We start from the raw sequence: 11,066 nt of genomic DNA, 5'->3' as shown, positions 1-11,066 counted from the left end.
GGACGGGTGAGCGGGCGGCCGGGGGCGGGCTTCCGCGCCGGCGAGGTTGCCCGTACGGTGGCCGTCGGACGTTCCGGCGGGGCCCCCTCCCGCCGTCGATCGCGGAGGTCTCCCCGTGCGCATCCGGCTCTGCCTTGCCGTCTCGGCCGTCCTGCTGACCGCCACCGGGTGCGCGGACGCGCCGGCAGCGGTACCGGTGCCTCCGGTGGAGCCGCTGACGATCGAGGTGGCCGCCGCGTCCTCCGGGGGCGCCTGCCGGCTGCTCGACTTCGCGGTCATCGAGGAGCACACCGGCGTCCGGTTCGACGTGGCGGCGGCCGGCGACCGGGCCGACACCCACACGTGCGTGGTCCGCGCCGGGGCAGCCACCCTGCCGGAGCTGACCCTGACCGTGACGGACACGTCGATCGACGCGCCGACGTTCAACGCTGACGTGCTGCCCAGGGGCGCGGCGAAGGTGACGAAGCTCGGGCAGGTCGCCTACCGCCGAACGGTGGCGAAGAACGGCCCGGTGGCCGAGGTGGGCTGGCTGGCCGCCGAGGGTCGGCTGGCCACCCTGCACTGGACCTGTGAGAAGGGAACGGCGAAGGCTGAGGTCGAGGAGCTGACCGGCAAGCTGGTCGAGCTGGCCAAGAGAATCGACACCCGTTCGCTGTGACGTCGGGCCGCTCCCCGGCGGCCCGACGTGCTCAGTGCACGGCGACGAAGACCCGGGACGCGACCTCGCGGGGCAGCCGAATCCGCTCGCCGGAGCGGTCGATGAACACCCCGTCGCGTTCCTGCGCCACGGTGACCGTGGCGCCCGGGTCGACCCCGGCGGCGTGCAGCTGGCGCAGCACGTCCGCGTCGGTCTGCACGCTCTCGCAGATCCGCCGGACCACCACCGGGCCGGAGAGACCGGGGAAGGCCAGGTTGCGCTCGGCCTCGACGGGGTCGGTGCTCGGCACCGAGCCGAGCGCCTCCAGACCGGGGATCGGGTTGCCGTACGGCGAGCGGGTCGGCCGGTTGAGCAGGTCGTACACCCGCTTCTCCACCGCGTCGCTCATCACGTGCTCCCACCGGCAGGCCTCCTCGTGGGCCTCCTCGTAGGGCATCCCGATGACATTGACCAGCAGCAGCTCGGCGAGGCGGTGCTTGCGCATCACGGACACGGCGGTGTTGCGCCCCAGCGGGGTCAGCGTGAGGTGCCGGTCGCCCTCGACGGTGAGCAGGCCGTCACGCTCCATCCGGGCGACGGTCTGGCTGACGGTGGGACCGCTCTGCCGCAGCCGCTCGGCGATCCGCGCGCGCAGCGGCGGCACACCCTCCTCCTCCAACTCGAGGATGGTGCGAAGGTACATCTCGGTCGTGTCCACCAGGTCGTGGGATTTCACCGCGTCACGACCTCCTTACTGTGATGGTGGGGTTGACCGAGGAATCGGTCGTGTCCAGATCGTGCTTCACGTCAGCGGCCCTCCGGTCCACGATGCTACCCCGGCGGTCCGACAACCCTCGGCGTCGAATCGCGAGGTCGCCGCCGTGATGGTGTTGACTGGACGCCATGTCCGCAGCCGAGGAGCCGCTGGTCGAGCCCGGCCGGCTCGCCGCCGAGCTGGCCCTGCCCGATCCGCCCACCCTGCTCGACGTCCGGTGGCGGCTGGCCGGCCCGCCGGGCCGGGACGACTACGCCCTCGGCCACCTGCCTGGAGCCGTCTTCGTCGACCTGGACACCGCGCTCTGCGGCCCGCCCGGCGCCGCCGGCCGGCACCCGCTGCCCGACCCCGCCGCGCTCCAGGCGGCGCTGCGGGCCGCCGGCGTCCGCGCCGGTCACCCCGTCGTCGTGTACGACGGCGGCGAAGGGATGGCCGCCGCCCGCGCCTGGTGGACCCTGCGTTGGGCCGGCCACCGCCCGGTACGCCTGCTGCACGGCGGCTGGCCCGCCTGGGTCGCCGCCGGCCTGCCCACCTCCACCGAGGTGCCCGACGAGACCCCGGGCGACGTGATGGTGCGTCCCGGTGCGCTTCCGGTGCTGGACGCGGCCGGCGCGGCCCGGCTCGCCGCCGCCGAGGGGGTTCTGCTCGACGTGCGGGCCGCGCCCCGCTACCGGGGCGAGACCGAGCCGATCGACCCGGTCGCCGGGCACGTCCCGGGGGCGGTGAACCTGCCCGCCCCCGAGTACGTCACCGGGGGCCGCTTCCCGTCGGCCGAGACGCTGCGGCATCGGTTCGCGGCGGCCGGGGTGAGCGGCGACGCGCCCGTCGGGGCGTACTGCGGTTCGGGGGTGACCGCCGCGCAGGCGGTGCTCGCCCTGCACCTGGCGGGGCGGCCGGACGCGGCGCTCTACGTCGGTTCCTGGAGCAACTGGGTCGCCGACGCGGACCGGCCGGTGGCCACCGGGGAGACGCCGGCGCGCTGAGCCGCGCGTGCCGTGGGCGGCCGCCCGGGCGCGTGCGACGATGGCCCCATGTCGGACGACACGCTGGTGGTGTGGGACGAGTCCCTGCTCGGCTACGACCTGGGCGAGCACCCCCTCGACCCGGTCCGGGTGGAGCTGACCATGGCCCTGGCCCGCGAACTGGGCGTGCTCGACCGGCCCGGTGTTCGGCTGGTCAGGCCCGAGTCGGCCGACGACGCGCTGCTCACCCGGGTGCACCGGCCGGGCTACCTGGACGCGGTGCGGGCCGCCCCGCACGATCCGCTCTTCGCCGGCTACGGGCTGGGCACCGCCGACAACCCGATCTTCGACCGGATGCACGAGTCCAGCGCGCTGGTCGCCGGAGCCACCGTGGTCGCCGCGGAGGCGGTGTGGCGGGGCGAGGCCCGCCGGGCGGTCAACGTGGCCGGCGGGCTGCACCACGCCATGCCCGACCGGGCCGCCGGGTTCTGCGTCTACAACGACCCCGCCGTGGCGATCGCCCGCCTGCTCGACCTCGGCGCACAACGGGTGGCGTACGTGGACGTCGACGTGCACCACGGAGACGGCGTGCAGGAGATCTTCTACCACGATCCACGGGTGCTCACGGTGAGCGTGCACGAGACGCCGCTGGCGCTCTTCCCCGGCACCGGGTTCCCCGACGAGACCGGCGGCCCCGGCGCCGAGGGCACCTCGGTGAACGTGCCGCTGCCCCCGGGCATCGACGACGCCGGCTGGCAGCGCGCCTTCCACGCCGTGGTGCCGTCGGTGCTGCGGGCGTTCCGGCCGCAGATCCTCGTCACCCAGTGCGGCGCGGACGGGCACCGGGCCGACCCCCTGGCCGACCTGCACCTGTCCGTTGACGGTCAGCGCGCCACCTACCTGGCGCTGCGGGCGCTCGCCGACGAACTCTGCGACGGGCGCTGGGTGGCCACCGGCGGCGGCGGGTACGCGCTGGTCGAGGTGGTGCCCCGGGCCTGGACGCACCTGCTGGCCGTGGCTACCGGCGCACCGGTCGACCCGGCCACGCTGACCCCGCCACCGTGGCGGGAGCTGGCCGCGCGGCGGCGGCCCGGCCACCGGATCCCGCTGCGGATGACCGACGACGTCGACCCGTCGTTCCAGCCGTGGCAGCCGACCGGCGAGCCGAACTCCGTGGACCGGGCCGTCGCGGCCACCCGCAAGGCGGTGTTCCCGCTGCTCGGGCTCGACCCTCACGATCCGCGCGACTGACCGGCGACCGGGGAGGAAACGACCGGTGACCACCGTCGACCAGCCGGTGGACGTGCTGCTCAGCGACGGGACCACCGTCCAGTTGCGGCAGATCCGCCCGCAGGACGCGCCGGAGATCGTGGCGATGCACTCGCGGTTCTCCGAGCGCACCCGTTACCTGCGCTACTTCTCGCCGTACCCGCGCATCCCGGAACGTGACCTGCACCGTTTCGTCAACGTCGACCACCGCGACCGGGAGGCGTTCGTGGTGCTCGCCGTCGACCGGATCGTCGCCGTCGGCCGGTACGAGCGGCTCGGCCCGCAGGCGCCCGAGGCCGAGGTGGCGTTCGTGGTCGAGGACGCCTGGCAGGGCCGGGGGATCGGCTCGGTGCTGCTGGAACACCTGGCCGATGCCGCCCGCCGCTCCGGCATCGTGCACTTCGTCGCCGAGGTGCTGCCCGCCAACTCGGCGATGTTGCGGGTCTTCGCCGACTTCGGCTACCAGGTCCAGCGCCAGTACGCCGACGGCGTGGTGCACCTGACCTTCCCGATCGCGCCCACCGAGGCGACCCTGGAGGTGCAGCGCGGCCGGGAGCACCGCACCGAGGCGCGTTCCATCGCCCGGCTGCTCGCCCCGCGCGGCGTCGCCGTCTACGGGGCCAGCGCCACCGGGCAGGGCGTCGGCGCGGCCGTCCTCGGTCACCTGCGCGACGGCGGCTACCGCGGGGCGATCGTTCCGGTGCACCCGAGCGCGGCCACCGTGGCGGGGCTGCCCGCGTACCCGTCGGCGGCCGACGCCGGGGCGCAGATCGACCTGGCGGTCGTCGCGGTGGCCGCCGAGGCGGCGGCCGGGGTGGTGACCGACGCGGCCGCCGCCGGGGCGCACGGCCTGGTGGTCATCTCCGCCGGCTTCGCCGAGGCCGACGCCGAGGGCGCGGCGGCGCAGCGGGCGCTGGTCCGGGCCGCGCACGTCGCCGGCATGCGGGTCATCGGCCCGAACTGCCTGGGGGTGGCCAACACCGCCGAGAAGGTCCGCCTCAACGCCACCCTCGCCCCGGTGCTGCCCGCGCCCGGCCGGGTCGGCCTGTTCAGCCAGTCCGGCGTGTTCGGGGTGGCGCTGCTGGCCGAGGCCCGGCGGCGAGGGCTCGGCCTGTCCAGTTTCGTCTCGGCCGGCAACCGGGCCGACGTCTCCGGCAACGACCTGCTGCAGTACTGGCAGGACGACCCGGGCACCGACGTGATCCTGTTGTACCTGGAGACCTTCGGCAACCCGCGCAAGTTCGCCCGGTTGGCCCGGCGCATCGGCCGGGACAAGCCGGTGGTGGCGCTCGCGTCGCTGGCACGCCCGGTCGGTCTCGGCGACGGGCCGGCGCTGGACGAGGCGGCGGTGAGCGCGCTGTTCGCGCAGTCCGGGGTGATCCGGGTGGAGACCGTCGCCGAACTGCTCGACGTGGGCGTCCTCCTGGCCCACCAGCCGCTGCCCGCCGGGCCCCGGGTCGCGGTGGTGGGCAACTCCTCGGCGCTGACCGGGCTCGCCGCGACCGCCTGCGCCACCCAGGGGCTCACCGTCGTCGGCGGGTACCCGCGCGACGTGGGCCCGCACGCCGGCGCGGCCGAGTTCGCCGCCGCGCTGGCCGAGGCGGCCGCCGACGACGGCGTCGACGCCCTGGTCGCCGTCTTCGCCCCACCCCTGCCCGGGCAGCTCACCGTCGAGGAGGCGGACTTCACCGCCGCGCTGCCGGCCGCGCTCGCCGCCGGCAAGCCGGCGGTGGCGACGTTCCTCGCCGGTCGGGTGCCGGCCGGGGTGCCCGCCTATCCCGGCGTGGAGGAGGCGGTGCGGGCCCTGGGGCGGGTCAACCGGTACGCCGCCTGGTTGCGCCGCGACCCGGGAACGCCGCCCGAGGTGGCCCGGGTGGACCCGGCGGCCGGGCAGGCGGCGCTGCGTGCCAACGCCTCCGACGCGGCCGGTCTGCTCGCCGCGTACGGCATCGAGCTGGTCGAGTCGGCCCCGGCCGCCACGGCCGACGATGCGGTCGCCGCCGCCGCTCGGCTGGGGTGGCCGGTGGCGCTCAAGGCCGCCGACCCGGGCCTGCGGCACCGCCTCGACCTCGGCGCGGTCCGCCTCGACCTCGCCGAGGAGGCCGCGCTGCGCCGCGCGTACGCCGAGCTGGCCCCGGCCTTCGGCACGGACGTGCTGGTCCAGCCGATGGTCCCGCCCGGGGTGGCCTGCGTGGTGGAGCTGGTGGAGGATCCGGCGTTCGGGCCGGTGGTCGGTTTCGGTCTCGGCGGGGTCGCCACGGAACTGCTCGGCGACCGGGCCTGGCGGGCGGTGCCGCTGACCGACCGGGACGCGTTCGAGCTGGTCGACGAGCCCCGGGCGGCACCGCTGTTGCGCGGACACCGGGGGGCTGCCCCGGTCGACCGGGCCGCCCTGGCGGACCTGCTGCTGCGCGTCGGGCGGCTCGCCGACGAGCAGCCCCGGGTCCGCTCGCTGACGCTCAACCCGGTGCTGGCCCGCCCGGACGGCATCTCCGTGCTGCACGCCGCCGTCCGCGTCGGCGCGGCCGGCGTCCGTCCGGACACTGGCCCGCGCCGACTCCGACCGCACCCGCCGCAGGCCGGCACCCGTCCGGACCCTGGCCCGCGCCGACCCTGACCGCACCCGCCGCCGGGCGCGGGTCAGGCCCGCGCGGAGATCTGCTGGATGGCCCAGGCGTTGCCGTCGGGGTCGGTGAAGAAGACGAAGCCGACGTTGTCCAGCGGGTGCGGCACGGGGCGGGGGTTCTCGCCGAGCACCTGGATCTCGCTGACCTCGACACCGCGTTCGACCAGCTCCGCCCGGGCCTTCTCCAGGTCGGGCACGACCAGTTGCAGGCCCTTCAGCGACCCCGGCGGCATCTGCGGCACCGCGCCGGCGCCGACCACGATGGAACAGCCCGAGCCGGGGGGCGTCAGCTGCACGATCCGCACGTCGTCACCGATGCGGGTGTCGTGGTCGACGGCGAAGCCGAGCCGGTCGGCGTAGAACTCCTTGGCCCGGTCGATGTCGCTGACCGGCACCACCACCACTTCCAACGTCCAGTTCATACGCTCGACCCTGCCCGACCGGTACGACATCGCCGGGACCGACACGGGAGAAGCCCCGGCGAACCGCCGGGGCTTCTCGTTGCGAGCCGGGGGTCAGCAGGCGTACGCCTCCAGCCGCTGCGCCCGCTCCGGAGCGCGCAGCTTCAGCAGCGTCACCTTCTCGATCTGCCGGATCCGCTCCCGGGACAGACCGAACTCCTTGCCCACCTCGTCCAGGGTGCGCTGCCGGCCGTCGTCCAGGCCGAACCGCAGCCGGATCACCGCCTGCTCCCGCTGCGAGAGGGTGGCCAACACGATCCGCACCTCGTTGCGCAGCTCGCCGTGAGTGGCGCCGTCACCCGGCTCCTGGCGTGGGTCCACCGCCGCGACGAAGTCGCCGAGCGCGCTCTCGCCGTCCTCGCCGACGGTCTGGTCCAGGCTCACCGGCTCCCGGTCGTACGAGATCAGCTCGATGACCTGGAACTCGGGGATCTCCAGGGCTCGGGCCACCTCGCCCACCGTGGGCTCCCGCCCCAGCGTGACCGACAGCTCCCGGCGGACCCGGACCATCCGGTTGACCTGCTCCACCATGTGCACCGGGATGCGGATGGTGCGGGCCTGGTCGGCCATGGCGCGGGTGATCGCCTGGCGGATCCACCAGGTGGCGTAGGTGGGAAAACTTGTAGCCCTTGGCGTAGTCGAACTTCTCGACCGCGCGGATCAGCCCCAGGTTGCCCTCCTGGATCAGGTCCAGGAAGGCCATGCCGCGGCCGGTGTAGCGCTTGGCGATGCTCACCACCAGCCGCAGGTTCGCCTCCAGCAGGTGGTCCTTGGCGGCGCGGCCCTGCGCCACGATCAACTGCAGGTCGGCCCGCAGCTCGGCGGAGACCGGGGTGCACGTCGACAGTTTCTCCTCGGCGAACAGCCCTGCCTCGATCCGCTTGGCCAGCTCGACCTCCTGCGCCGCGGTGAGCAGCTTCGTCCGCCCGATGCCGTTGAGGTACGCCCGGACCAGGTCGGTGGACACGCCCCGCTCGTCGGTGGCGTCGAGGTCGGTGAGGGGCTCCGTGCCGTGCTGCTCGGCGTCGGTGGTGGCGGCGCGCGTCTGGTGTTCGATCATCTGCAGGGCCATCTCTGTCTCTCCCCGTATCCGCTTCTGTGCCGCGTACCGGCCTGGTGGCGCCGGTGGTGAACAGCTTTCCAACCAGGGCGTGAAACGGGAGTGAGGCGATCGGGGACCCGACAGCAATACGGTCTGGTGTGCTGCGTCACATTCGTTGCCGGTGGCGGTTACGGTGCCGCCAGCGGTCGGTCACCGGGCCGGCGACGTCAGGCATCGGAGGGCACCATGGTCTTCAAACGGCTCATGCAGGCGATGGGAGTGGGCGGCCCCTCGGTCGAGACCGTGCTGCTCAATCCACACTGTCGTCCGGGCGGGCAGTTGGAGGGGCGGATCCGGGTGGCCGGCGGGGACCACGGCGTCGACATCTCCCACGTGGCGCTCGGCCTGGTCACCCGGGTTGAGGTGGAGAGCGCCGACTCCGAGTACCGCACCGACCAGCAGTTCGGCCGCAGCCAGGCCAGCGGGCCGTTCCGGCTGGAGGCCGGGCAGCGGTACGACATCCCGTTCCGCCTCGACGTGCCGTGGGAGACGCCCCTGACCGACCTGTACGGTCGGCGGCTGCCCGGGATGACCATGGGGCTGCGTACCGAGCTGGAGGTGGCGCGGGCGGTGGACTCCGGCGACCTGGACGCGGTGTCGGTCCACCCGCTGCCGGCCCAGGAACGGCTGCTGGAGGCACTGCTGCGGCTGGGCTTCCGGTTCGCCCGGGCCGACGTCGAGCGCGGGCACATCTACGGCGTACGGCAGAGCCTGCCGTTCTACCAGGAGATCGAGTTCGTCCCGGCCCCCCGGTACGTCGGCGCGATCAGTCAGCTGGAGCTGACCTTCGTCACCGGACCGGCGCGGACCGAGGTGGTGCTGGAGATCGACAAGCGGGGTGGCCTCCTCACCGAGGGGCGGGACGCCTTCGGCCGGTTCACCGTCGACCACGCCACCCTCGACACGGTCGACTGGCCCGCCCAACTCGACGCCTGGCTCCGCCAGTCCCTCACCCGCCGTGGCCTCTTCTCCTAGGCCCCTCCGGGCGCAGGTGGGGTGATCATGAAGCTGGCGGCAGAGCGGATCTCGTCGGCTGCCGCCAACTCCATGATCACGGAGCGGTCGCGGGGGGAGGTTCGGGTGGATTTAGAGGTCAAGGAGGAGGGTGCGGGGGCCCACGTTGACGCTCTCGACCAGCATGTGGGCGCGGAAGCGGCCGGTCTCGACCCTCGTGCCGCCGGCGCGCAGAGCGTCGACGACCGCGGTGACCAGTGGTTCGGCGAGTTCCGCGGGGGCGGCGGCGGTCCAGGTCGGGCGTCGGCCCCGGCGGGCGTCGCCGTACAGGGTGAACTGACTGACCAGCAGGACCGGGGCGCCGGTGTCGGCGGCGCTGCGCTCGTCGTCCAGGATGCGCAGCTCGCGGATCTTGCGGGCCATGTGCCGCGCGACCTGCGGGGTGTCCGTGTGGGTCACCCCGAGCAGCACCAGCAGCCCGTCGGCGATCTCCCCGACCACCTGGCCGTCGACGGTCACGCTCGCCCGGCCCACCGTCTGCACCAGGGCGCGCATCAGGCCGCCACCGGCGCGATGATGCCCCGCTCGACCAGGTGCGCCACGATCGGTCCGGCCGCCTCGGCCAGCTCCTCCGCCGGCACGTCGTGCGCGGCTGCCAACAGGGCGAGCTGGTCGCGCAGCGCGAGCCGGCCGTCGCAGCCGCTGACCAGGGCCAGCACCAGCGGGTCGACCTCCTCGGTCCAGCGCAGCCCGTGCGGCATGGCCAACACCTGCCGGTCCACCGCCCAGCCGTCGTCACCCATGGTGGCCTCCTGCCGTAGCTGGAGCCCTTCGGCGGCCCGGTAGCGCTGGGCGAGCAGCGCGTCGGTGTCGCGTACCCGCAGGAAGTCCTGACGGTCGAACCAGGCGGCGATCCGCTCGCCCATCGGCGGTTCCACCCGCTGGCGCAGGTCCTCCACCCGGACCACCGGGTCGGCGTGCCCGGACCGGCACAGCGACACGATGCCGAAGCCGATCGCCTCCACCTTGTGCGCGTCGAACCAGTCCAGCCAGGTGGCCATCCGCTGCGGGTCGGCGGCCTCGCCCACATCCGTGAGCCACAGGTTGACGTACGCCATCGGGTCGGCCACCTCGCGCTGGATCACCCAGGCGTCCAGGCCCGTCCCGGTGAACCAGCCGGCCACCCGCTCGCCCCAGTCCTCGCCGGCCACGTGCACCCAGTTCGCCAGGTACTGCATGGTGCCGCCCTCGGTGAGCAGGTCGGGCGCGGCGGCGGCCAGCTCCGCGCCGATCGCGTCGCCGACCCGGCCGGAGTCGCGGTAGACGTGGGTGGTGGTGCCCGGCCCCACCACGAAGGGTGGGTTGCTCACCACCAGGTCGAAGCGGCGGCCGGCGACCGGGGCGACCAGATCGCCGCGCAGCAGCTCCCAGTCCTGGTTGTTGAGGGCGGCGGTGGTGGCGGCGAAGCGCAGCGCCCGCTCGGAGACGTCGGTGGCGGTGACCCGGCGGGCATGGGTGGCCAGGTGCAGCGCCTGGATTCCGGAGCCGGTGCCCAGGTCCAGCGCGGTCTCCACCGGCCGGCGCATGGTCGCCCCGATCAGCGTCTGGGTGGCCCCGCCGAGGCCGAGCACGTGCTCGGCGTGCAGCGGCCGGCCGGGGCGGGCGCTGGCCGGCACGTCGGCGAGCACCCACCAGTCGTCCCCGTACGGCTCCAGGTCGACTCCGGCGCGCAGGCCGTCGCCGTGCCGCTCGACGATCCCGCCGGCGAGGGCGTCGGCGACCGACAGCGGGGTGAGCGCGGCGGCGACCGCCGCCTCGGGCTCGGTCTGGTCGCAGATGAACACCCGGATCAACGTGGCGAGCGGGTCGCGGTCGGCGGTCGCGCGCAGGGCGGCCCGGAAGTCGTTTCGGGCGATGCCGCCGGTGGCCGTCGGGCCGAGCCGGCCGGCGATGCCGTTGGAGGTGAAGCCGGCCCGGTCCAGCGCGGTACGCAGCGCCTCGACGCCGGCAGGGGAGAGCAGCATGTCGTGTCGTTCCACATCGACATCCTGCCTGGTGGAGGGGGCGGAGCGGCCGGCACCTGTTACATCCATATTGCCACCTGGATAGATTTGCTGTTATCTCTTTTATGCATCTCGATGAATGGCTAGCATTCCCTCCAACATCCGTCGATGGGCGTGCCGCGGTCACGAAGCCGCCGGCCGCACCGGTAGGGAGTTCAGACGATGTCGACTGTGCCCGTTTCCCGGCGCCGCGTGATCCGCGCGTTCGCCGTGACGG

9 protein-coding genes and 1 pseudogene are annotated in these 11,066 nt (G+C 74.3%); 5 read left to right on the top strand and 5 right to left on the bottom strand.

Going from position 1 to position 11,066, the window contains the following annotated elements:
- Positions 1-115: 115 nt before the first annotated feature.
- Positions 116-658 (top strand): hypothetical protein, encoded by a 543-nt coding sequence (locus E1193_RS25205; protein ID WP_132185669.1) that lies wholly within the window; start codon positions 116-118, stop codon positions 656-658.
- 31 nt (positions 659-689) lie between these two features.
- Here E1193_RS25205 and E1193_RS25200 read toward each other — a convergent pair whose 3' ends face one another.
- Entirely contained in the window at positions 690-1,373 is a 684-nt protein-coding gene (locus tag E1193_RS25200; protein ID WP_132185668.1) for a metal-dependent transcriptional regulator, read from the bottom strand.
- A gap of 167 nt (positions 1,374-1,540) precedes the next feature.
- On the opposite strand from E1193_RS25200, the gene E1193_RS25195 reads away from it, so the two are divergent.
- From E1193_RS25195 to E1193_RS25185, 3 genes are read left to right on the top strand one after another with little or no spacing between them, the layout of a single operon-like run.
- On the top strand, positions 1,541-2,395 hold the full coding sequence (locus E1193_RS25195; protein WP_132185667.1) for a sulfurtransferase: 855 nt from the start codon (positions 1,541-1,543) through the stop codon (positions 2,393-2,395).
- Between the two features lie 48 nt (positions 2,396-2,443).
- Positions 2,444-3,625: an acetoin utilization protein AcuC gene (locus E1193_RS25190; protein WP_132185666.1), complete on the top strand. Its 1,182-nt coding sequence runs from the start codon at positions 2,444-2,446 to the stop codon at positions 3,623-3,625.
- 25 nt (positions 3,626-3,650) lie between these two features.
- Positions 3,651-6,260 (top strand): bifunctional GNAT family N-acetyltransferase/acetate--CoA ligase family protein, encoded by a 2,610-nt coding sequence (locus E1193_RS25185; RefSeq protein ID WP_132185665.1) that lies wholly within the window; start codon positions 3,651-3,653, stop codon positions 6,258-6,260.
- 23 nt (positions 6,261-6,283) lie between these two features.
- Here E1193_RS25185 and E1193_RS25180 read toward each other — a convergent pair whose 3' ends face one another.
- Complete coding sequence (locus E1193_RS25180) at positions 6,284-6,691, bottom strand: VOC family protein (protein WP_132185664.1); 408 nt, start codon at positions 6,689-6,691, stop codon at positions 6,284-6,286.
- Positions 6,692-6,784: 93 nt separating this feature from the next.
- A pseudogene (gene sigB / locus E1193_RS25175) lies at positions 6,785-7,790 on the bottom strand (RNA polymerase sigma factor SigB).
- Between the two features lie 228 nt (positions 7,791-8,018).
- On the opposite strand from sigB, the gene E1193_RS25170 reads away from it, so the two are divergent.
- Positions 8,019-8,807 (top strand): sporulation protein, encoded by a 789-nt coding sequence (locus tag E1193_RS25170; protein WP_132185663.1) that lies wholly within the window; start codon positions 8,019-8,021, stop codon positions 8,805-8,807.
- A 111-nt stretch (positions 8,808-8,918) separates the two neighbouring features.
- Here E1193_RS25170 and dtd read toward each other — a convergent pair whose 3' ends face one another.
- The gene (gene dtd, locus E1193_RS25165) at positions 8,919-9,341 is read right to left on the bottom strand and encodes a D-aminoacyl-tRNA deacylase (RefSeq protein ID WP_132185662.1); all 423 of its coding nucleotides are present in this window, start codon (positions 9,339-9,341) and stop codon (positions 8,919-8,921) included.
- A complete protein-coding gene (locus tag E1193_RS25160; RefSeq protein ID WP_207922854.1) occupies positions 9,341-10,825 on the bottom strand; it encodes a methyltransferase in 1,485 nt (494 codons plus the stop codon). The genes dtd and E1193_RS25160 overlap by 1 nt, the downstream gene beginning before the upstream one ends.
- Positions 10,826-11,066 lie beyond the last annotated feature (241 nt).

Source organism: Micromonospora sp. KC606 (assembly GCF_004348675.1).
Lineage (GTDB): Bacteria > Actinomycetota > Actinomycetes > Mycobacteriales > Micromonosporaceae > Micromonospora.
This window is presented reverse-complemented; position numbering and strand designations above follow the sequence as displayed.

Bases quoted from the DNA above. Each gene is read 5' to 3' on its own strand.
- dtd (WP_132185662.1), bottom strand. From the start codon at position 9,341: ATGCGCGCCCTGGTGCAGACGGTGGGCCGGGCGAGCGTGACCGTCGAC.
- E1193_RS25195 (WP_132185667.1), top strand. From the start codon at position 1,541: ATGTCCGCAGCCGAGGAGCCGCTGGTCGAGCCCGGCCGGCTCGCCGCC.
- E1193_RS25180 (WP_132185664.1), bottom strand. From the start codon at position 6,691: ATGAACTGGACGTTGGAAGTGGTGGTGGTGCCGGTCAGCGACATCGAC.
- E1193_RS25190 (WP_132185666.1), top strand. From the start codon at position 2,444: ATGTCGGACGACACGCTGGTGGTGTGGGACGAGTCCCTGCTCGGCTAC.
- E1193_RS25170 (WP_132185663.1), top strand. From the start codon at position 8,019: ATGGTCTTCAAACGGCTCATGCAGGCGATGGGAGTGGGCGGCCCCTCG.